Origin of the sequence: Marinobacter salsuginis (genome assembly GCF_009617755.1) — a bacterium.
GTDB classification, from domain to species: Bacteria; Pseudomonadota; Gammaproteobacteria; order Pseudomonadales; family Oleiphilaceae; genus Marinobacter; species Marinobacter salsuginis.
Window position 1 is genome coordinate 817,027 of sequence record NZ_BGZH01000001.1, and the last position, 22,851, is coordinate 839,877.

Here is a 22,851-nt window from a genome sequence, read left to right on the forward strand (position 1 = left end):
CTGCCTCCTTGACCGGGAGCAATTACCCAGTTGTTTTTCAAATCATTCTCTTCCCCGATGCTATATTGGCAATAAGCCAAACCGACAGTACGGGAGAGATCTATGGATTTTGGTAAGCGTTTGGGGCTTCGGGTAAAAGTTGCTCTGCCTTTCGCTATTACTGCAGTAGCCCTGATTGTTATCGGATTATTCGCTGTCAGTACCGTCCGGAATCTGGTCTCCGACACCGACAACATTGCCGAAACCTACCTGCCATCCGTCAGCGAAATCCTCAACGGTGACCGGGATCTCTACCAGGCAATGGTGGCCCAGATGGCCTTTGTGGACGCCCAGTTCAACAATGAGGAGGGTGAGAACTACCTCGCCAGTTTCGATGAAAATGCTGGACAGGCTCTCGAACGCTTTAACCAGGCGGTGGCCAGGCTTGAAGGCACTGGTGTATCCGATGTTGCCAGAGGGTTTGATACGGCCTACGAGCGTTGGCTGAGTTCCGCCCAGCGAGTTCTTCAGCTGGCAGAGACGGGAGATGCCGAGCAGGCACGATCGTTGGCAGCCAGTGAGACCAACGAGCTTTTCGATAATCTCCGCAATTACTTTGATGAGGTTGGCGCTCACGCCGATGCGCAAGCCCAGATTCGAGCCGGTGAAGCCTCGTCTGAAGGCCAGAGCAGCTCGGTGACCATCCTTTTGATCACAGTCGTCGCCATACTGATCAGTATTGGGCTCTTCGCTGTATTCCTGAAAATGATTATCGCATCGATTAGTGCCCTCCGGGATCAACTGGACAATATCGCCCAGGGAGAAGGCGATCTGACCCAGCGAATTCCGGTCGAGATGGATGATGATCTGGGCAAACTCGCAAAAAGCTTCAACCTGGTCCTGGAAAACCTGCAATCGATGATTGGCTCCATCCAGCAGTTGACCCGGGAGCTTGGCACTGGTGCTTCAGATCTTGCCCGGGCGGCGAAGGATAACAACGATGGCGTGACGCGACAGACGGACTCCATTTCCATGGTCGCCACTGCCATCAACGAAATGCAGAGTGCCATCGAAGAGGTTGCTGGCAACGCCTCCAGGGCCGCGGAGATTACACGGGAGGCGGAAGAAAAGGGCAAGAACGGCGCACGAATTATCCGCAGCTCTTCAGAGCAGGTGCACCGGCTGGCCGCCCAGATTTCAAAAGCCGTGGAAGTCATCCGCAAGCTGTCTGACGATTCCGACAACATCACGTCCGTTCTGGACGTAATCAGGGGCATTGCCGAGCAAACCAACCTGCTGGCATTGAACGCCGCTATCGAGGCAGCACGTGCCGGCGAGCAGGGACGGGGCTTTGCCGTTGTTGCCGATGAAGTCAGGACCCTGGCGCAACGTACAGGGCAATCGACGGAAGATATTCAGACGATGATCACCACGCTGCAGACCGGCGTTGCGGACATTGTCTCGGTGATGGAGACGGGCAGCAAGGAGGCAAGCGAAACCGAAAAACTGGCCACCGATGCAGAATCTGAACTCAAAGCCATTCTGGAGGCTATGGCAAACATTGCAGATGTAAACACCAGTGTTGCGTCAGCCACTGAAGAGCAAACTCAGGTAGTGGACGAGATCAACCGCAGCATCACTGAAATCAACGATCTGGCAACAGAGAGCGCAAATCGCTCACGGGATATTGATGGAATCAGTGAATCCCTAGAGGGCTATGCGAGGGAACTGGAAAGTCAGACAGGCAGATTCCGGGTCTAGGCCCGGAATCTGTCAGTGGCAGGGTCAGCCAGGATTACTGCCGGATACCCTCGACAGAAATGATGATCTCAACGGTCTCGGAGGCCTTTCCGAGATCCATCGGGATACCGAAGTCTTTCAGGCGAAGCTCGGTTTCAGCTTCAAAACCCATGCGATAGCCTCCCCAGGGGTCCTCACCATGACCCAGCATTTCGGCATCCAGGGTGACTTCCTTGGTAACACCACGGAGAGTCAGGTCACCGATGATATCGGCCTCGCCTTCTTCATCCAGCACCACGCGCTTGCTCTTGAAAGTTGCCTGCGGAAACTCGTCCACATACAGGAAGTCTTCGCTACGCAGGTGCTTATCACGCTCTGCATGATTGGAATCCACACTGCTGGTATCGATCGTCACGTTCACGGTGCTGTTTTCGGGATTCTCGGCGTCATAAACAAATTCGCCGTCAAAATCGTTAAAACGCCCGTAGAGCCAGCTATAGCCCAGGTGGGAAATCTTGAAAGTGACGAACTGGTGGGCGCCTTTGGTATCAAAGGCATAGGTGCCACTGTGCTCGTCGGCATGAACCGCACCAACAAGCGCCATCGACACGGCAGAAGCAAGCAGAACTTTTTTCATGATTAACTCCCTTATTTCATAGGTGCCCGACTCCCGGGCGTTACACGATGAGAAAAACGGCAGACGGATCACTTCCCGAACATACGCCACAAGGTCCGATCACGATCAAACAGATGGTGTTTCAGAGCCCCGGCCGCATGGACCGCTACAAGGGCAACTATTGCCCATGTTGACCAGTAGTGAACGGTCCCGGCGGTGTCTTCCATTCCCTTGATCTGGCCGGTAACTGATGGCACCTCAAACCAGCCGAAAACGCTGATTGAAGAACCGTCCGCTGTTGAAATCAGGTAACCGCTCACCATGGCAACGAAAATCAGCACATACAGCAGGAGGTGGGCCATGTGAGCGCTTCGGATCTCCCAGCGCTTGTGACCGGGCAACGGCTCCGGCGCCTCGTTCAACATTCGCCAGGCCACCCGAAAAAGCATCACCATCAGCAAAAGAATTCCGATGCTGCGGTGGATGTCGGGTGCTCTGCGATACCAGTCGTCGTAATACGACAGATCCACCATCCAGAAACCGAGCCCGAAAAGTCCAAGAACAACCACAGCGACAAGCCAGTGGATAATGATCGCCACTAAACCGTAGCTGGCCGGAGTGTTTCTGAATTGCATGATGAAAAATGACCCTATTCCCTGGTTAAAGGTGATTCGGCGAGTTTAGAAACTCGGAACGACGAAAAAAATCGAAATCTTTTGCAGCGCTACATCAGAATTTCTGACCATTCCCCCACCTTTTGCCTTTGGTCGCATACGGGTTTTACGGATTGCTCAAAATTATAGCAACGATAGACTTATTGCATATTTGAACGCCCCGTCTGGGGCCTCAGTGACCGAGAGGACAGGACATGGAACTCGAATTCGACGAAAGCGTTGTTGTACCCAGCAACAATTGATTCTCTGGCGGTCCGCCCGGGCCGCTGGGCTCCTCTCCCCATCTCAAGACAGCGAAAGATACAAACCGTTTCCACTTTCCATATGAAACAGTGGTAATAAACGCGTTTTTTTGGCAATCTTCCCTCCAACTATCAGTAACTTCGCAAGTTTTACTGCGTCATCTGTACTGATAAAAGACAGTTCAGGCGCCAGAGTGGGGCGGCTGATGCGTTCGTTTAATTGACCAGAATCAGCTATGTCGAAACGCCTCCCTGAAAAGCTGACAGATCCCGAAGTGGAACTGTTATCCCCTATGCTGAACAGGGAAGGTGATACATGGACTGCCGATTTTCGCGGACTGACCCTCAGAACAGCACTCCAGCCCATCTACAGCATTTCGCACAAGCGCATCGTCGGTTACGAGGCTTTGATCAGAGCGTTTGATAACGATAACTCCGCCGTCCTGCCGCTCCATCTTTTTCAGCTACCGACTTCAGACGCGGAAAACCTGCTCCTCGACCGCCTGTGCCGATACCTTCACATACGTAATTACAGTGGCATCCGCGATCAACTGAACTGGCTTTTCCTTAACGTCTCTCCGCAAGTGGTCACCAGCGGCAGCCAAGCCGATTCGTTTTTCGGTCAATTGCTCACCAAGACCGGGCTTCCGCCGCACCGTATTGTCATGGAAATCGTCGAGCAGCCAACAGACGATGCAGAAAGGCTGCGGGAAACCGTTGCCTACTACAAAAAACTGGGCTGCCTGACGGCGATTGATGATTTCGGCGCCGGCCACTCCAATTTCGAGCGAATCTGGAACCTGTCCCCGGACATCGTCAAGCTGGACCGGAAGCTGCTGACCCGGGCAACAGACGATCACAAAGCCCGACAGATTCTGAATGGCATCGTGTCACTGCTGCACCAGTCCGGCTGCCTGGTGCTTCTGGAAGGTGTTGAAACCCGCGATCAGGCGATGATCGCCATTGATGCCGGCGTGGACTTCGTGCAAGGCTTCTATTTCCGCAGACCTAGTACCGAACTGGACCAACTGGCCCACGGGCCTGCCGATTTCGACAATCTGTTGCAGGAATACAAGAACCGCAACCAGGTTACCCTGGACCCGACACGGCAATTGGTGGACTTCTTTAGTGGCTTTTTCGACCATGCCATCAGCAAGCTCCGCAGCGGTATGAGCATGCAACAATCCTGTCTGGAGCTGCTGAACCACCCCGCCGTCTCACGCTGCTACCTGGTCGATGATAAAGGCGTTCAGATCGATGACACGCTGGTTTCCGACACCGGTACCCGCAGCATGGACCCGCGTTTTAAACCTCTGGAGAGTACCAGCAGTGCCGACTGGTTCCGCCAACAGTACCTCCGCCAGGCTTTGGCCCACCCGGAAAGCCTGCACGTCACCGCACCGTATCTCTGCGTTACCGGTGCTTATATGTGTGTCACTCTGTCATTGGGGTATTTTCAGGACGGAAAACTCCAGGTGCTCTGCTGCGACATTCTCGCCAACCCGACCGAGCAAACCTCATAATCCGGGATTTATGTCGTAAACCAGTGCAATGACCACAACCGTGACCGCACCAATGAACAGATTCATCGGCAACCCCACCCGCACAAAATCACTGAATCGGTAACCGCCCGGCCCGAACACCATCATGTTGGTCTGATACCCCAGTGGCGTGGCAAAGCTGGCCGAGGCGGCCATCATGACGGCGATCACGAAAGGCTCGGCAGCGACTCCCATACTGGTCGTCATCGACAGAACAATGGGAATGACCAGCACAGCGGCAGCGTTGTTAGTAATAACCTCAGTTAGCACCGACACAACAAGATAGACCAGAAGGATGGTTAGAAGGACATTGCCCTGACTGAAGCCAAGAATGCCCTCAGCGACAAAGCCCGCAGCGCCGGTTTGCTCCAGCGCTGCACCCATGGCAAATGACGCCGCTATCGTAAGAATAACCGGCACATCGACCGATTTCTGGGCCTGGCCAACCGAGCAGCAGCCCGACAGAATCATCGCCGCGGCACCTAACAAGGCCGCATTCAGCATGCTCAGCGTGCCGCAGGCAGCTAGGCCCACCAACACCAACAGGATTCCCCAGGACAGCCAGGCGCGGTCGTGCCGGGGTGTCTCGGTTTCCAGGTCATTGATCAGCAGGAAGTCCTTGTTATAGCGCTGGCGACTGACAAACGCGGGGCGTGCTTCCAGAAGCAGCACATCGCCCGGCTTGAGTCGAATGTTACCGAGGTTGCCGGACACACGCTCACCACCTCTAGCAACAGCCAGGACGACAGCACCGTATCGGTCACGGAACCGCGCATCGCGAATGGTCGAGCCCAGAACATCAGACTGCGGCGATAAGGCCGCTTCCACGAGACGCCGTTCGGCCCGATCCTTACTCAGGCTGGGCTCATCTTCATGAACCGACGGAACGATACCGTTGATGCGCAAGAGGTCTGAAATGGCCTGGGTATCACCGGCGAACACCAGCCGATCGCCACCCCTGAGCCGCTCCTCCGAAGGCACTGCGGTAACCACGCTACCATCCCGCTCAATCTCGACCAGGTATAGACGTTCCAGCTCCCGGAGCCCTGCCTCACCGACGGTCTTCCCGACCAGCGGCCCGTCGAATGACACCGCCACTTCCAGAGTGAATTCCCTCATGGAACCGAATTTCTGCTGGTCCTTGCGGTCCGGCAGCACTCTGGGCATAACCAGCAACAGCGCCGCGACACCGATGATGGCTACCGGCAGTCCCACGGCCGTAATGGAGAAGATCGAAAAGCCCTGTTCGCCGGTCAGTTGCTGGTACTGGCCATTCACGACCAGGTTGGTGCTGGTTCCTATCAACGTGAGGGTACCCCCCAAAATGGCGGAATAGCTCAGGGGAATCATCAGTTTCGACGGTGAGATACCGATTTTCCGGGACCAGGCGTGTACCGCCGGAATCATGGTGGCGACGACCGGAGTATTATTGAGAAAGCCACTCAGAAGGGAGACCGGGAGAGCGATCCGCGCCTGTGCCGAGCGGACGGTCCGGGGATTGCGAAGCAGATGATGCACCAGCAGATCGACGCCGCCGGAATGGTGAATGCCCGCGGCCACCACAAACATGGCTACAACGGTAATCAGGCCGCTGTTGCTGAATCCGGCAAGGGCTTGATCCGCAGAAACAATTCCGCTGGCACTGAGCACCACGAGCACACCCATCATGATCAGATGGGGCGCAAATCGCCCTGCACTCATCAGTATCAGCGCGGTGCCTGCGAGGCCCAGCGCAAACCAGCCCTGCCAGTCCATCAACGGTTCTTCCCGATCAGAAAACTGGCAGGATAACGAGTTTAAAGAATGCAGAGAAAGAATAAAGGATGCTTTTTATAGCACCTTATGACATATCAAACTTCAATGTCGGCCATGTTGCCGTAGGTCTCCAGCCAGGCTCTCCGATCGGATGCGCGCTTCTTGCCTAACAGCATATCCATACGGCTATCAGTGTCGTCACCGTCCTCTATGGTCAGCATAACCAGTCGACGGGTGTCCGGAGCCATGGTTGTTTCCCGCAGCTGGAGCGGGTTCATTTCACCCAGCCCCTTGAAGCGGGTCACCGAAATCTTGCCCTTGCGTTTCTCGGCAGCAATGCGGTCGATGATGCCCTGCTTTTCGTGCTCATCGAGGGCGTAGAAGGTTTCCTTGCCCAGATCCACCCGATACAGCGGCGGCATGGCGACGAACACATGGCCAGCGGCCACCACAGGGCGGAAGTGTTTTACAAACAGCGCGCACAGCAGCGTGGCAATATGAAGACCATCCGAGTCCGCATCGGCGAGGATGCAGATCTTGTTGTACCGGAGGCCCTCAAGCTGGTCAGAACCCGGATCTACACCAATGGCAACGGCAATATCATGGACCTCCTGGGATGCCAGAATCTCGCCGGAGTCCACCTCCCAGGTGTTGAGGATCTTGCCGCGCAGCGGCATCACTGCCTGGAATTCCCGATCCCGGGCCTGTTTCGCGGAACCACCAGCGGAGTCGCCCTCTACCAAGAACAACTCCGAACGGGCGGTATCACCGCCGGAACAGTCCGCCAGCTTACCGGGCAGCGCAGGGCCCGAGGTAACTTTCTTCCGGGCCACTTTTTTACTGGCCCGCAGACGGCGCTGAGCATTGCTGATAAAGAGTTCCGCCAGCGCCTCAGCGACATCGGTATGCTGGTTGAGCCAGAGACTGAAGGCATCCTTGACCACACCGGAGATGAAGGCGGCAGCCTCACGGGAAGAAAGGCGCTCTTTGGTCTGCCCTGAGAACTGTGGCTCCTGCATCTTGAAGGAAAGCACATAGGCCGCCCGCTCCCAGATATCTTCCGGGGAAAGCTTTACGCCACGGGGCAACAGATTGCGGAACTCACAGAACTCGCGCATGGCTTCAAGCAGCCCCGTACGCAATCCGTTTACATGAGTGCCACCCTGGGCTGTAGGGATCAGGTTGACGTAGCTCTCCATGATGGCATCGCCGCCCTCGGGAAGCCACTGAATGGCCCAGTCCACCGCTTCCTTGTTGCCGGAAAAGCTGCCAGTGAAAGGCTCCAACGGCACCACTTCAATATCTGCCAGGGCAGTGCGCAGATAGTCCCGCAGCCCGTCTTCATAGAACCACTCATCTTTCTCGCCGGTTTTTTCCTGCAGGAAAGTCACCGTAAGGCCGGGACAAAGAACCGCTTTCGCTCTCAGGTTGTGGCGAAGCCGGCTGATCGAAAAGTTGGGGCTGTCGAAGTAAGTTACGTCCGGCGTGAACTTCAGACGGGTACCTGTGTTGCGCTTGCCGACGGTATCGATCACCTCGAGCTCGGAGGCCTTCTCACCGTTAGCGAATGTCATCCTGTGGAGTTGGCCATCCCGCTTGATGGTCACTTCCAGGTGGGTGGACAACGCGTTTACAACGGAAACACCGACACCATGGAGGCCACCGGAAAAGTTGTAGTTGCCCTGGGAGAATTTGCCGCCGGCGTGGAGGCGGGTCAGGATCAGTTCGACGCCAGGCAGGCCCTCTTCCTTGTGGAGGTCCACCGGCATGCCCCGGCCGTCATCTTCAACGCTCAGTGAGCCATCACTGTACAACACCACATCGATACGCTTTGCGTGCCCTGCCAGCGCCTCATCCACACTGTTATCGATAACTTCCTGCGCCAGGTGATTGGGCCGACTGGTGTCGGTATACATCCCCGGCCGCTTTCGCACCGGATCCAGGCCGCTCAGTACTTCAATAGCATCGGCGTTATATTGTTGCTGGCTCATGGGCAGGAACTGACTCCGCGGTTGATATAAAAAGCTGAGCCATAGCTTAGGGATTCGTGACGAAAGATCAACGGTTGTTTTCTGCTCGGGTGATCTGGATATCGTCCCAGCCTTCAGCCGTCACCGCGATCACCGCGCATGGGGTGGTCAGGGCTTGAGTGACGATCATGCCGGGGGCGGGTTCGGTCACTCTGACCTTGAGTTCCAGGGCCCCACTCCGAATTTCGGAGGCGTCCAGGGTAACGCTGTAGCCGCCGGTTGGCTTCTGGCCAATAGCCGCCAGAACGATGTGCTCTCGCTCAAAGTCAATGTTTTTCAAAGACTCGAGGGAGAGGTTCCGACCAGGCAGGGCTTCCAGGCGCCGAACCTCCTCACGGCTTGTCAGATGAACATGACCCGGAGCGGTCAGACCGCAGTGTGCCGACTGGGTAATCTGGCGTGCCAGCGGCCCGCCCGCTGCAGTTTCAGAACGACTGCTCGCACACCCGGATGCCAGCAGCGTTGCAACCAGTAGAAATCCGGCGCGAAAGTAAATGGACATCAACGATTGGTCTCCAGGTTTCTCATTGGCTCAGCACTGGCGTTTCCATGGTTTTTCAGACGATAGCCCTCGAAACCGATGCGGGGCAATCCCATGGATGCAATGGTCGGGCGACGGAAGCTTGTGCTGAGACTGACTCCAGAAACCCGCCCTTCACCGATAACGATCTTCTCTGGCAGGCCATTTACCGGGTATTCGGCGCAAGCCTCGCCACTTTCACAGATAAAGCCGTTGTTATCCATGTCCGTTCCAGCTACCAGAAAGTACTCCCCGGGCTCTATGTCATCGAACGAGAAGCTATAGCTTCCGTCACGGGCAGTCACTACGCGCTGCTCGATGGTTTCACGACTTTCATCAGGACTTACCAACAATACGTAATGGCGACCCGCGTCTCGCTCATCAGCCAATGCCCTGAGGTCTATAGAGACCGGGATCTCAAGATTTCCCGAATCACCGCCGGCACTGTAATCAATTTCGATGGTGGTGGAATAGGTCTGCCCATCGACAACGTTTTCCTCCACCACGGCGACTGCCACCGAGTCCGGCAGAGGGCTACCAGCTGAAAGCTCCGGATCGATAGAGATCAGGTCAGAATCGAAGGCAATACCATTGACCACTACCGACTCGCCTTCGGGGTAAACTGTAAAATCAAGCTCTCTATTGAAGCGCGCCCGATCAAACTCGATGGCGGAAGGGGAAGACAGGACGATCGTGCTCACTGCCCCGTCGAGAGCCGCATCGACTGACTTGAGTGCATTTATCAGGCCTGCCCCGTATTCAGTGCTGTTGCCGACATTTTCTGTCAGCACACCGCCGGCGAGCCAGGCTCGAAACTGGCCGGGAGTGACTACCTCAGGGTTTGCGCCTTTCATTAAGGCGTAAACGCCTGCAACGTGCGGAGCCGCCATTGAAGTGCCCTGCAACCCTGCGTAAGAACGGATAAAGTCGCCACCATCATCAACTCCCCAGGTGCTGATGATCAGGTCGGCGTTGCCATCCAGATTCGCGTCCCTGGTCGCATCGCCGCCAGGGGCAACCAGATCTACAGAACCGCCAAAATTGGAGTAAGAAGCGCGCAGCTTGCCCCCGTCAACTGCACCAACCCCGATCACCCGCTCAAAGGCGGCTGGATAGGTCAACTCATCGGTGCCCTGATTGCCTGCCGCAGCGACAACAAGCTTTCCATTGTCATCAGCCCGGTTTACGGCTGCCTCCAACACGGTGCTTGGGCCAACGCCCCCTAGACTCAGGTTAATGACATCGATATCCGGGTTGTCGGCAGCCCAGTTAACCGCTGCAACCAGATCATCGAGAGTCCCCGCCCCATCGCGCCCAAGCACTCTGACGGGCCAAAGTGTGGCCTCCGGCGCAACGCCATCCACGCCGGCAGAATCCCTCAACGCAGCTACAATGCCGGCGACATGGGTTCCATGGAAGTTGCTGCTCTGAGGTTTGCCGTCGCCTGGGTCAGCCGGGTTGTTGTCATAACCCAGGGGGTCGCTAAACTGTGGATCTATGTCCAGATCAGCAGATACATAGTCCAGTATTCGTCCGGAATTGAACGGAATAACGTTCGCATCTAAATCGAGATGCCAATTGCCATAGGTTTGCGGAGTGGACGTAAACAGGCCTGTATCCATCACAGCGACCCCGATAGAGTTGCCTTGGCCCGGTGCGGCCTGCCAGGCAAGCGGAAGACTGATGAGGGGCAGATTCCACTGTAGAGAAGAGAGGTCCCGGTCGGCCTGGGCCCGATAGATATAATTCGGTTCTGCAACCTGAACTCCGGGCTCCGCTTTCAGTTCAGCGATCCAACGAAGCGTCTCTCCTCGCAGGCTACTGGTAGAGCCGGTGGATAGTGCAGCGACTAAACCAACAGGATCACGCCTGACCAACCAGGCGCCCTGCCCCAATGATTTCGCGGAGGAGGCGGACAAGGCTCCGGCAATGCCCTGCGGCCCCAAACGACTTTGCTTTGCCGCCGACATCAGCACAACGGCCTCGTCTGGCACAAACTCCGGCTGGCTGTAATGAGAACTCTGAAAATTGGTCACACCGGCAGTCGAAACAGACAGCACGTATCGGAATGGGCCGCCACCTGCCGTTCTGACGCTGATTTCTGCAGGCCCTTCAGCAGGCGCACTTACCATCAGAGGCGTATCGCCTGCCCCCGAATCTGAATCTGAGGCACCGCCCTGCTCAACGGAAAGCGTAATCGTAGGCTCGGCAAAACCTGCATCTTTGAAAACCTGTAAGGCAATCGTGCTGCCCGCTGCCAGATCTGTGCGAAATGTATCCTGGCCGTCGATGACATACTCAAATATAAACCCGTCAGAATCCGGGTAGATACCAGAGGTGGCACTCAGATAGCCTCCCAGAATACCGGTTGAAGGGATTAACTGCGCGGTGCTCGACGAATCATTGGAAACTGCTTCGTTCAGACGGCTGTCATCAGCCGTGTCCGAGTCCACCCGTGTTCCACTTTCGATCGTAATGGTGCCACTCAACCCGGGTTCCTGAGAATCCAGGCTGTCACCGCTACCTCCTCCCCCACAACCCACAAGGGAAAGCGCAGCGAGGAAAAGCGGGACTGATTTTGAAAGTGCAAGCGAGTTCATAGGTCAGGCCACTGGCAGCAGGTCAATGTTGATTCCTAGGTTATACCAAACACGCTTCTCTCAAGTGTTTGGTTTCGTTCAAACTACGTTTCCCCTTGTATTCCAGATGCAAAAAACCGCCTGAAGTTTCCCTCAGGCGGTTCTATTTATCTCACTGCAACATTACAGCGCATAGAACAGCATCGGCACGAACGCCACAAACAGCAGTGTCGGCCCCATCACGGCCAAAGGCAGCAGCAGCCGCTCATAGCGATGCCAAAAGGAACCGGTGCGCTCTGCCGCCAGCACTTCGGTCTCGCCCACCACCTGCCGGGTCAGCAGGTGGTTCAGCGCCACTGGCGGGCTCAGATAGCCGAGCTCGAATGCCACCAGGCACACAATCCAGAAGTGAAGCGGATCAATACCCAGCTGGATCGCCGGCTGGGCAATGGTGGCTGAGACCAGGATCACCGCACCGAATGGGTCCATGACCATACCAATTACCGTGAGCATCACCACAATCACCAGCATGGCGACCCAGGGACTGGTCAAATCCTCCGGGAAGAGCGAATGGACAATATCCGAGCGCTCGAGGATCCCCCCCAGACAAATGGAAAACCCGATCAGCGCAAGCAGTGCTCCAATATGCACCGCTGAATCGCTGGCCGCGGCGGAGCTACGGCTCCAGAATACCTGAGAGAGGGTCTGGCCCTGCTCCTCATTACTGCGACCGGAATCCAGCAACACCAAGGCGAGCATGACCAGCGGCAGAATCAACGGTGCGCTGTACTCGTTAAACTTCAATCCGAGAACCACCCAGATAGACACGATGACCAGGGCCGCCACTGCCACATAAGGCAGCAAAGCCCGGCTTTCAGCGAGGGCGGCGCGAAAGGCCCCCGGCGCCGGACGGGGCTTCCAGTTGCCCTGGGTCTTGCAGACAATCAGCGAAAACAGCGTTGCTGACATGATGAAAACCCAGAAGCCCCAACTGTACATTTCGGTGGTCGTGACCTCTTTATTGAGGGCTGCGACAACGACAATCAGCAGGCATGGATTGAGAACCACCCCGAGACTGCCGGACATGGCGGTCGTTGCCAGAGACAGCTGGCGCCCTGCACCGGCGCGGCGCAGTTCGTCATAAACAACCCCGCCCACGGCCAGGATGAATATACCGGATGCGCCGGTAAATGCGGTCGGAAAGGCCGTGGCGAAGATGATGACCGAAGCCAGCAGCGGTGCAGGCAGATTGAAAGGCTTAATGAGGTTAAGCAGAAGTTCGGGAATCCGGGTCTGCTTGAGCATCATGCCCACCAGCACGTAAAGGCCAATGTTTATAAACATGGACGACAGATTGGACATCATCCCGAAATAGATGGCCAGGCCCGAGGCATACCCGTCTACCAGGAAGAAGTAACTCATGGCGATCAGGCCCATGGCGCAATACAGCGGAATTACCAGGCCCGAGGAGGCGGAAAGTCCGCCGGGACGAATCCGTTCCGGGACGTTCAGGAACCGGACCGCATTGATCACCATGAACAGCCCGAAGACCCCGCCCCAAGCGTATTGGAGGCTCATGGTGTCTTCCGATCCGGGCGATGTCGCCAGCTTGCTCAGGTAAGCGTTCAGGGACACCACCATCAGACCGTTAACCACAAACTGCACACCCTGGCTCAACCGCCATTCGGCACGATTGCGGGGAAGGCGCAAGGCTATGTGGTCCGTGTCCAGTGCCGCAATGGCGGCGGCCATCGCGAACATTGCGATGAACAGGTACTTGGTAAGCTCAATGTTGTCCAGAAGGAAATCCGCCAGCCCCTGCTCTACCGCCTTGAAAGCGCCGAGAGCCGGCGTGGCATGGGCAAGGTTCTGCTCGTAGACATCGTATTGCTGCTGGCAGAGTTCCAGATTGCTCTGCAGCGATTTACGAATGGCTTCCGGATTGGGCGGTGAACTGAACAGGTCGTCCGGATCCGGCTTATAGTTGGCTACCCGTCGGGCCACCTCAGCATCAATGTCCATCGCCAACTGACACGATGGCTCCGTGGCATCCGGGTTGAGCAGGTAATAATTTGGCCAGGTCTGCTCACCAACCCAGAGCAGACGGGAATGGAGAGAATTGCCCATGCCCAGCAGCAGGGTGAACAGCAGCAGGAGCAGCAGAACGGCCCCGTACACGCGATGTACGGGGTATAGGGTTCGTGCGGCCGGGGCGGTAATGGCTCGCCAGTTCATGATGGTTTTGCCCCGTTATTCGCGGTTGGCCGCGGTGCATTCGGCAGCAGCGGGGTTACTGGCACAACGAATCTTGCTGAGCAGCCCCATCATCTTCGGGTGATACACATCCGGGGCACCGTTCAATCCATCACGCATCTCGATCCGGTTCTCCCGGAACATTTCCTGATAACCACGGATATCTTTTTCAGGGATGCGCACCCATTTTTCTTCAGGAATCGCCGCTTCCTGGCCTTCGATCAGACCCATGGCCTGCGGGAACATATTCCAGGCTACTTCCCGGGCTTTCTGGGCGGTTTCATCGTCGAGCACGTCATCCCGGGCGACCATCTGAAGCGTCAGCTGGGCCAGCGGATAGTCCACCACACCCCCGCTCTCGCCGATGCCTTTATAAAGTTCCAGGGCCTCGTAAGCGAAGGCCGGCGCATAGGCGGTATCCACAGAACCGTTGTTAAATTTGCCGGCGAAATTGGTGATGTCGGAAGGCACCACCGTGGCCTTGACGAAATTCACCATGTGAATGGCGTCTTTCTGGTAATCGAGAGTCGCCATCCGCTTGCCCGCCAGCTCGCCGGCGGTATCGATGCTGCGATCGTTCACAAACAGATAACCGGCACCGACCGGAATGATTCCGAGCACTTCGTAGCCATTATCCTTCATCAACGGCGCTGCTTTGGGCTGGGCCAGCGTGGCCAGCAGGGTCTTAAGATTGTCGTAGGTGGGAAGGGCTCCCACGGCACTGATGCTGCCCGTGAACTTGTTGAATGGACGAATCCGGATGTCGGTGGCGGCAACCGCATCGCACTGCCCGGCATTGAAATCACCTATGGCTACACCCTCGTCGGTGTAAGGTTTCAGCTGGAAATCCACGCCGTGACCTTTCATCTCCAGGGCATAGTCTTTGACAAAGTTGTAGAAGTCTCCATTGGCGCCGATGACATCGAATACACACATGGAGACAGACTGCGCCGATGCCAGAGGAGCGGCAGCGACAAGAGCCATGGCAGTCAGGGATTTGCGGATCATAACGACCTCCGGGTCATTCTTGTGTTTGTCAGTTTTCAGAGGATGTCGGCCACCTGCCTTACAGCAGGTCGTCCAGATTCATGGTTTCGACGTTTTCGGTTTGCCGCTCAGGGCTCATCCTGCCGAAGAAGGATTGCGGCGTCCGATAGCCGTAGTTGGCGGTCCAGTACTTGTCCGAAGAAAAGCGAACCACTCCGGCCGCAACTTCATCCACGAGACGGTAGTCGTCCCAGACCTCAATCGTTGCATCGGCTTCGGCGAAAGTGGCGATGGCTTCTTCAAGTTTTTCGGGCCGGCCAAAGGTTTCGGCGGCAACAGCCTGGAGCGCGTGCGGAACCCGCATGCCTTTCTCGACGCCCAGCTTCCTGCTGTGCTCCAGCACCTGCCAGGGATCCGGCGCCAGTGCCGGCCGGGTATCCGGCAGCAGCAGCCAGACCAGCGCCCGGATGGCATTGGGCATTCCGCCCCACTTTTCATTGTCCAGACAGGTAGCGGCACGCTCGGCCTGAGGCGCAATGTTCCTGGGTACGCCAGCCATAGCGCCGGAATTGGCATCGTTTACGATAGCCTGCATGCCGGTCAGCAGGCCCAGCAAGAAGGTGATTTCGTCCTGCTCGGTGAACAGGAACGGGCATTCAAGGGGTTCGGCGGCGGGATCAAACTCATAGGCTGCCATCGCTCTCTGAAAGGAGGCGTACCTGCGTTTCGCGGTCAGCGCATTCAAGCGCTTGGCCACTTCTCTGGCGTCCTTAGCCGCTGCCACATCACCCTCATAGTCTGCCCTGAGATAGGCGAGCTCAGCCTCCCAGGCTTCATACTCGGCGCAATTGCCTGCCAGGAGCATCAGCAAGGAGCCGGTGCTGTCAGGGGCATCGGTCACCCGTGAAAAGGAATAGAGCAACGGATCAACGCCCTCACCCAACGCACAGGCCATCTGGGCATCGGACATCTGCAATACGTAGGGTGTGGCCTCGCCCTCGGAGTAGTTGGAGAGCACAAAGCCAGTGGTGGTGTAGATGGGATTTGCCGAGCAACCTGCGAGTGCGGCAACCGCCGCCAGCGAGAGAGCCTTGAGGCGAGCCGCGAAAAGGCGCGGTCCGAGCCTTGCCAGAGAGGAGATCATATTTCACCCTGCATCACGTTGTTTTTGTTTGCCCGATCTGAACTCGGTTTTTGTCAACGGGTGCAAGAATGCGGTGAAAACTGTCCTACAAAAATGGCTCGAATGCCGATTTTGTTATGCCGATCGGGCCAATGGCCTCCAGGGAATGGAATTGCTCTGGGTTTTATTGATTTAAAACAAAGACTTTCGAAAATGACACCGATTCAGAGAGACATCATGGCCATGACCTGATCGGTCAAACCATCCAGCGTCAGGCCTCCCCGCTCCGGCTTGTACCAGGTTACGGTCCAGCTGAGAGCACCGGTCAACATCCTTCGAACAACGAAGGGATCCGCCTTCAGAGCGCCTTCGCGTTTCAGCGATTCCAGGACATCGAGCCAGAGCTTCTCGTAGATATCCCGAAGTTCCAGCACTTCCACCTGGGAGGCGGCCGACAGACTCCGCCATTCGAAGACCAATACCGCCATGGCCTCGCCGGTCTGACCGTTGATTGACTCCAGCTCGGCACGGACAAGACCCCGCAGCTTTTCTCTGTTGGTATCTGCAGCCTCCAGCGCCGCCTGCATGAGTGCGGTGTTCAAACGGATGGTTTCAACCATCACTGCTTTGAGGATCTCTTCCTTGGTCCGGAAGTGATGGAACAGGCTGCCAGACTGAATACCGACGGCGGCGGCCAGATCGCGAACCGTGGTGCGCTCATAGCCTTTTTCCCGGAACAGGCGGGCGGCCTCTGTGAGCAGGCGGCCGCGGGCACCATTGGGGTCAGACACGAGGTTCTCGGCGATCAGGGACTGGAGGATCTTGTTCTGGCTCACTGAGGTTTTCCGGTTGGCAAGAGAGGCCTTTAATTCTACCTGAAACTTGCCTATTTACAAACCAAGCGCTTGCTTGGTATTGTCAATTCCATGTTAGACAAAACCGCGATTGCCCCAGGCATCGAATCGGTAACCATAGACAGGGCTTAAACAGGGCACAGGAACATGGCTGAATCTCAAAAAACTGTTCGCATCGGATGCTCCGCCGCTTTCTGGGGCGATACTGAGACCGCCGCCGCGCAACTGGTTCATCAGGGCAACATTGACTACCTGGTGGCCGATTACCTGGCCGAAATCACCATGTCGATCATGGCCGGGCAGAAGATGAAAGATCCGTCCCAGGGCTATGCACGGGATTTCGTCCAGACCGTCATGGCTCCCCTGCTCGGGGACATCAAGGAAAAAGGCATCCGCGTACTGGCCAACGCTGGCGGCGTGAACCCGGTAGCCTGTCGCGACGCCCTTCAGGCCCTCTGCGAGAAGGCAGGCGTAGACATGAAGATCGCCCTGGTTCTGGGCGACGACCTGCTGACGAAAAAGAAAAAGCTGGCCGATATGGGCATCACGGAAATGACCTCCGGCCAGCCGATGCCACCCATGATGGTCAGCCTGAACGCCTACCTCGGCGCGCCGGGCCTGGTTGCCGCCCTGGAACAGGGCGCCGACATTGTGATTACCGGCCGGGTTGCTGACAGCGCTCTGGCGCTGGCCCCTCTGGTGCACGAATTCGGGTGGAGCTGGCAGGACTACGACAAGCTGGCCCAGGGTAGCCTGGCCGGGCATCTGCTGGAATGCGGCGCCCAGGCTACAGGTGGCAACTTTACCGATTGGGAAGAGGTGGCCGGTGGCTACGCCAACATGGGCTTCCCGATTGCCGAAGTGAGTGCCGACGGCAGCTTTTTTATCACCAAGCCCGAGGACACCGGCGGCCTGGTGAGCCGGGGTACTGTGGCCGAACAGTTGGTCTATGAGATTGGCGACCCCAGGGCCTATCTGCTGCCGGACGTTACCTGCGATTTCACGGGCGTTGAATTGGAGGAAACGGGCAAGGACCAGGTTCAGGTTCGAGGTGCCCGGGGCCTTGCGCCTACGGATAGCTACAAGGTGTCGGGCACCTGGCCGGATGGCTTCAAGTGTACGGTTACTTTCCTTCTGGCTGGCATGAACGCCAGGGCCAAAGCCCGGACCGTGGCCCAGGCCATCCTCGCCAAGACCTCTCGCATGTTCAGTGAGCGTGGTTTGCCCGATTACAGTGAAACCAGCATCGAGCTTCTGGGTACCGAAACCACTTATGGCGCTCACGGCCGGGGTGAGGATTGCCGGGAAGTCGTGGTCAAGATCAGCACGGCCCATCCCAAGAAAGAAGCGCTTGTGCTGTTTTCCCGGGAAATTGCCCAGGCGGCAACGGGCATGGCACCGGGAATTACCGGAATTGTCGGAGGGCGTCCGACCGTGTGGCCGAAAATCCGGCTGTATTCCTGCCTGGTGCCGAAAACAGAAGTCGAGGTATCCGTGGATCTGGGTGGCGAGCGGCAGGCCGTTGAAGTTGAGACCAGCGGCGGCTTCGATAGTGCCGACCTTCCGCCGCAGTCGTTCACTCATGACACTGGCGCCACCGATACCACTGTTCCTCTGGTCAAACTTGCCTGGGCCCGGAGTGGCGATAAGGGTGACCACACCAACATTGGCGTGATTGCCCGCAAGCCGGAATTTTTGCCGTTTATCGAAACCGCACTGACGGAAGCGGCCGTTGCGGAATGGATGGCCCATACCCTGAATCCGGAAAACGGTCGGGTCACCCGCTGGGCCATGCCCGGTTTGCAGGCCATCAATTTTCTGCTGGAGCACAGTCTTGGTGGCGGGGGTGTCGCCAGCTTGCGGATTGATCCCCAGGGGAAGGCGTTTGCGCAGCAATTGCTTGAGTTCCCGGTGCCTGTTCCTTCTGGCCTGGTTAAAGATTGATTTTTTGTGCATGCACTCTGGTTGGTAGCGCGTTCCGGGACACGCCGTGAATACGTCCATGTAGGCTTGATCGCAGCATCCTTGCTGCTCACAGTCCCGAAACGCGCTACCAACCAGAGCGCCCGAACTATTAAAGGGTCTTCATTACTATGAGCTATCAGTCTGTTTTTCATCCCGACTTGTTCAAGGGCCAGGTGTTTATTGTTACCGGCGGCGGTTCTGGCATCGGCCGGTGCACGGCCCATGAACTCGCTGCCCTGGGCGCGCGGGTTGCCCTGGTCGGTCGCAAGTCCGAGAAAGTGGAATCTGTGAAAGCTGAGATCACTGAGGACGGCGGCATTGCGTCCGCCCATGTCTGCGATATCCGTGAGGAGGAATCAGTCAAAGCCACGGTGAAAGCGATCATTGCCGAACACGGCGGTCTGAACGGGCTGGTGAACAATGCCGGCGGACAGTTCCAGGCGCCGCTGACCGGGATTAACCAGAAGGGCTGGGAAACCGTCGTGCGAACCAATCTGACCGGCGGTTTTCTGATGGCCCGGGAAGCCTATACCCAGGCGCTTTCGAAAACCGGGGGTGCCATCGTCAATATCGTGGCCGATATGTGGGGCGGCATGCCCGGCATGGGGCACTCCGGTGCTGCCCGGGCCGGGATGGTGAACTTTACTCAAACGGCCGCTGTTGAGTGGGGTGCATCGGGCGTTCGGGTGAATGCCGTTGCTCCGGGCTGGATTGCCTCCAGCGGCATGGACAACTACCCCGAACACATGAGGCAGTGGATTCGCAGCCTGGGCGATAACGTGCCTATCAAGCGGATGGGTACCGAATCCGAAGTCAGCTCGGCGATCTGTTTCCTTCTCAGCCCTGGCGCAGCGTTTATCAGCGGCGACTGCCTGCGGATTGATGGCGGCGCCTCCCAGGGTGGCCGGGTGTGGCCGTTGCCGAAGGCCAAGAATAACGCGCCCTACAACGGCTTTCACCGGGCTGTTACCCCGAAAGTTCTGAGCGACGACTGAGGAGCCTACCATGCAGGTACTTGAATCCACTGTAAGCTCCCAGTCCGAGGATTTCCGCACCAATGCCGAGGCCATGGACGCCCACATCACCACGTTCCGGGATGTGGAACAGAAGGTGCTGGATCTGGCGGAAGCGGCCCGGGAGAAGTTCACCAAGCGGGGCAAGCTGCTTCCGAGGGACCGTATCAACCGGTTGCTGGACCGGGGAACACCCTTCCTGGAGCTGTGTTCGCTCGCCGGCTACAAGATGCACGATGACAAGGACGGCAGCATGGCCGGCGGCGGGATCATCGCTGGTATTGGTTATGTCAGCGGCATTCGCTGCCTCGTCGTTGCCAGCAACAGCGCCATCAAGGGCGGCACCATTACCCCGGCCGGCCTGGACAAGACCCTGCGGCTTCAGCAGATTGCTATGGAGAACAAGCTCCCCGTGGTTTCCCTGTCCGAAAGCGGCGGCGCCAACCTGAACTACGCCACCGATATTTTCGTGCTCGGCGCCCGGGGCTTTGCCAACCAGGCGCGCATGTCGGCCGCCGGCATTCCCCAGGTTACCGTCGTCCATGGCAACGCCACCGCCGGCGGCGCCTATCAGCCGGGGCTGTCCGACTACGTGATCGTGGTGCGTGAGCAGGCCAAGATGTTCCTGGCCGGCCCCCCGCTTCTGAAAGCCGCCACCGGCGAAGTTGCCACTGACGAGGAACTCGGCGGTGCCGAAATGCACGCCACTGTGGCAGGAACCGCCGAATACCTGGCCGAAGACGACGCCGACGGCATCCGCCAGGCCAGAAATATCCTCGAGGCCTTGCCCTGGAACGAGCAACTGCCGCCGAAGCGAGAACTGAAATGGGAGGAACCACTCTACCCGGCCGAGGAACTCCTGGGCGTGATCCCGGCAGATTCTAAAAAACCCTACGACGTTCGCGAGATTCTTGCCCGAATCGCCGACGGTTCGAAGTTCATGGACTTCAAGAACGAGTTCGACGACCAGACCGTCTGCGGCACCATCCGTATCGAAGGTCACTCGGTTGGCATCATCGGCAACAACGGCCCGATCACCCCGGCCGGATCCGCCAAAGCGGCCCAGTTCATCCAGCTCTGCGACCAGGCCGGAACGCCGCTGCTGTTCCTGCATAACACAACCGGTTTCATGGTGGGCACCCACTCAGAGCAGAACGGCATCATCAAACACGGATCAAAAATGATCCAGGCCGTGGCCAATTGTCGGGTGCCAAAGGTCGCAATTGTCATCGGCGGTTCCTATGGTGCAGGTAACTACGCCATGTGCGGTCGCGGTCTGGACCCGAGGTTCATCTTCGCCTGGCCCAACAGCCGAACGGCGGTTATGGGCCCGGCTCAGGCGGGCAAGGTGATGCGTATTGTGGCCGAAGACAAGCAGCGTCGCGGGGGCATGGAGCCGGATCCGAAGACACTGGATTTTCTGGAGCAGGCGACGGCCAAAAAACTGGAGGAAGGCTCAACGGCGTTGTTCGGAACGGCCAGATTGTGGGATGACGGGCTGATCGATCCGCGGGATACGCGGCGCGTTCTGGCCCTGGTTCTGGACGTTTGCCGGGAAGCCGAGGCGAGGCAGTTGCGGCCCAATACCTTTGGTGTGGCCCGCCTGTAGGCTTTTTGGGTTTGGTGGGGCCCGCCTATGGGATTGCTTGTTTTGCGGGATGAACCGGTTGGGGCACCCTGTCCAAAAACCGATCCCACACAGCCGCCACCCAAGTTAAAGAACGTGCACTAGCAAACAGAAGGCACGAACTAACAATCAGGAGAACAAGAACGTGAAATTCACAGCCGAACACGAAGCCCTTCGAAAAACCGTCCGCGATTTCGTGGAGAAGGAAATCAATCCTCACTGCGACGAATGGGAAGCGGCCGGGGAATTCCCGATTCATGAGCTGTTCAAAAAGCTCGGCAACCTCGGGATCCTGGGCATTCAAAAGCCGGAAGAATATGGCGGCATGGGGCTGGATTACAGTTACAACCTGGTGGCTGCCGAGGAATTGGGCATGGCCCATTGTGGCGGCGTGCCGCTGGCCATTGGGGTTCAGACTGACATGTGTACCCCGGCGATATCCCGGTTTGGTTCCGATGAGCTGAAGCGCAGCTTCCTGGCGCCGGCCATTGCCGGTGACATGGTCGGGTGCATCGGTGTCAGTGAAGTGGGCGCAGGTTCGGATGTGGCGGGGATGAAGACCACCGCAAAAAAAGACGGTGACGACTACATCATCAACGGCTCCAAGATGTGGATCACCAACAGCCCCAAATCCGACTTCATCTGCCTGCTGGCGAACACCTCGGACGACAAGCCCCACAAGAACAAATCCCTGATCGTGGTGCCTACCAAAACTCCGGGCATCTCCTTCAGCCCGCATCTGAACAAACTGGGCATGCGCTCTTCAGAAACGGCCCAGATCTTTTTTGACGATGTCCGCGTTCCCCAGCGCTACCGCATTGGCGCCGAGGGCACCGGTTTCATGATGCAGATGCTGCAGTTCCAGGAAGAACGCCTGTGGGGTGCCGCCAACGTTATCAAGGCCTTGGAAAACTGCATCAACAAGACCATCGAATACTGCCGCGAGCGCAAGACCTTCGGCCAACCGCTGATCGATAACCAGGTCATTCACTTCCGACTGGCAGAACTGCAAACCGAGGTCGAGGCCCTGCGCGCGCTCACCTACCAGGCCTGCGAACTGCACATTGAAGGCAAGGATGTGACCCGACTGGCCTCCATGGCCAAACTCAAGGCCGGACGCCTGGGCCGTGAGGTTACAGACAGCTGCCTGCAGTACTGGGGCGGGAACGGATACATGTGGGATAACCCGATTTCCCGGGCGCATCGGGATGTGCGGCTGGTGTCTATCGGCGGTGGCGCCGATGAAATCATGCTCGGGATTATCTGCAAGATGATGGGGACGCTTCCGGGTAAGAAGCGCGACTAAACGTACAGGGCTTCGGTGGCAGGGCTATCAGGCCGGGCCAGGCGTCC

16 protein-coding genes are annotated in these 22,851 nt (G+C 57.4%); 6 read left to right on the forward strand and 10 right to left on the reverse strand.

Annotated features, from left to right (window positions below):
* Window positions 1-102: 102 nt before the first annotated feature.
* Window positions 103-1,740, forward strand: coding sequence for a methyl-accepting chemotaxis protein (locus GJU83_RS03730; protein WP_069183008.1), 1,638 nt, complete (start codon window positions 103-105; stop codon window positions 1,738-1,740).
* Window positions 1,741-1,774: 34 nt separating this feature from the next.
* Here GJU83_RS03730 and GJU83_RS03735 read toward each other — a convergent pair whose 3' ends face one another.
* Both GJU83_RS03735 and GJU83_RS03740 read right to left on the reverse strand, forming a co-directional pair.
* The gene (locus GJU83_RS03735) at window positions 1,775-2,356 is read right to left on the reverse strand and encodes a YceI family protein (protein WP_069183007.1); all 582 of its coding nucleotides are present in this window, start codon (window positions 2,354-2,356) and stop codon (window positions 1,775-1,777) included.
* A gap of 68 nt (window positions 2,357-2,424) precedes the next feature.
* Window positions 2,425-2,970, reverse strand: a complete 546-nt coding sequence (locus GJU83_RS03740) for a cytochrome b (RefSeq protein ID WP_153633731.1) — start codon at window positions 2,968-2,970, stop codon at window positions 2,425-2,427.
* A 517-nt stretch (window positions 2,971-3,487) separates the two neighbouring features.
* Between GJU83_RS03740 and GJU83_RS03745 the strand changes: the two genes are divergently transcribed.
* Window positions 3,488-4,774 (forward strand): EAL domain-containing protein, encoded by a 1,287-nt coding sequence (locus tag GJU83_RS03745; protein WP_069183005.1) that lies wholly within the window; start codon window positions 3,488-3,490, stop codon window positions 4,772-4,774.
* On the opposite strand, the gene GJU83_RS03750 is transcribed toward GJU83_RS03745, so the two are convergent.
* The 8 genes from GJU83_RS03750 to GJU83_RS03785 form a co-directional block, all read right to left on the reverse strand.
* On the reverse strand, window positions 4,769-6,547 hold the full coding sequence (locus GJU83_RS03750) for an SLC13 family permease (protein WP_069183004.1): 1,779 nt from the start codon (window positions 6,545-6,547) through the stop codon (window positions 4,769-4,771). The genes GJU83_RS03745 and GJU83_RS03750 overlap by 6 nt on opposite strands.
* A 95-nt stretch (window positions 6,548-6,642) precedes the next feature.
* Window positions 6,643-8,538 carry a DNA topoisomerase IV subunit B gene (gene parE, locus GJU83_RS03755; RefSeq protein WP_153633732.1) on the reverse strand — a complete coding sequence of 632 codons (1,896 nt, stop codon included), beginning with the start codon at window positions 8,536-8,538 and terminating at the stop codon, window positions 6,643-6,645.
* 67 nt (window positions 8,539-8,605) lie between these two features.
* Window positions 8,606-9,079 (reverse strand): protease complex subunit PrcB family protein, encoded by a 474-nt coding sequence (locus GJU83_RS03760; RefSeq protein WP_153633733.1) that lies wholly within the window; start codon window positions 9,077-9,079, stop codon window positions 8,606-8,608.
* The gene (locus tag GJU83_RS03765) at window positions 9,079-11,586 is read right to left on the reverse strand and encodes a S8 family serine peptidase (RefSeq protein WP_167516386.1); all 2,508 of its coding nucleotides are present in this window, start codon (window positions 11,584-11,586) and stop codon (window positions 9,079-9,081) included. The genes GJU83_RS03760 and GJU83_RS03765 overlap by 1 nt, the downstream gene beginning before the upstream one ends.
* 273 nt (window positions 11,587-11,859) lie before the next feature.
* Window positions 11,860-13,911 carry a TRAP transporter large permease subunit gene (locus tag GJU83_RS03770; RefSeq protein WP_153633735.1) on the reverse strand — a complete coding sequence of 684 codons (2,052 nt, stop codon included), beginning with the start codon at window positions 13,909-13,911 and terminating at the stop codon, window positions 11,860-11,862.
* 15 nt (window positions 13,912-13,926) lie between these two features.
* Complete coding sequence (locus GJU83_RS03775) at window positions 13,927-14,937, reverse strand: putative solute-binding protein (protein ID WP_069182999.1); 1,011 nt, start codon at window positions 14,935-14,937, stop codon at window positions 13,927-13,929.
* 58 nt (window positions 14,938-14,995) lie between these two features.
* On the reverse strand, window positions 14,996-16,060 hold the full coding sequence (locus GJU83_RS03780) for a hypothetical protein (protein ID WP_153633736.1): 1,065 nt from the start codon (window positions 16,058-16,060) through the stop codon (window positions 14,996-14,998).
* 203 nt (window positions 16,061-16,263) lie between these two features.
* A complete protein-coding gene (locus GJU83_RS03785) occupies window positions 16,264-16,875 on the reverse strand; it encodes a TetR/AcrR family transcriptional regulator (RefSeq protein WP_174805008.1) in 612 nt (203 codons plus the stop codon).
* A 165-nt stretch (window positions 16,876-17,040) separates the two neighbouring features.
* Between GJU83_RS03785 and GJU83_RS03790 the strand changes: the two genes are divergently transcribed.
* The 4 genes from GJU83_RS03790 (at window position 17,041) to atuD (ending at window position 22,804) form a co-directional block, all read left to right on the forward strand.
* A complete protein-coding gene (locus GJU83_RS03790) occupies window positions 17,041-18,837 on the forward strand; it encodes an acyclic terpene utilization AtuA family protein (RefSeq protein WP_153633738.1) in 1,797 nt (598 codons plus the stop codon).
* Window positions 18,838-18,986: 149 nt separating this feature from the next.
* Window positions 18,987-19,853 (forward strand): SDR family oxidoreductase, encoded by an 867-nt coding sequence (locus tag GJU83_RS03795; RefSeq protein WP_153633739.1) that lies wholly within the window; start codon window positions 18,987-18,989, stop codon window positions 19,851-19,853.
* A gap of 10 nt (window positions 19,854-19,863) precedes the next feature.
* Entirely contained in the window at window positions 19,864-21,480 is a 1,617-nt protein-coding gene (locus GJU83_RS03800; protein ID WP_153633740.1) for an acyl-CoA carboxylase subunit beta, read from the forward strand.
* 163 nt (window positions 21,481-21,643) lie between these two features.
* Window positions 21,644-22,804, forward strand: coding sequence for a citronellyl-CoA dehydrogenase (gene atuD, locus GJU83_RS03805; protein WP_153633741.1), 1,161 nt, complete (start codon window positions 21,644-21,646; stop codon window positions 22,802-22,804).
* Window positions 22,805-22,851: the final 47 nt, after the last annotated feature.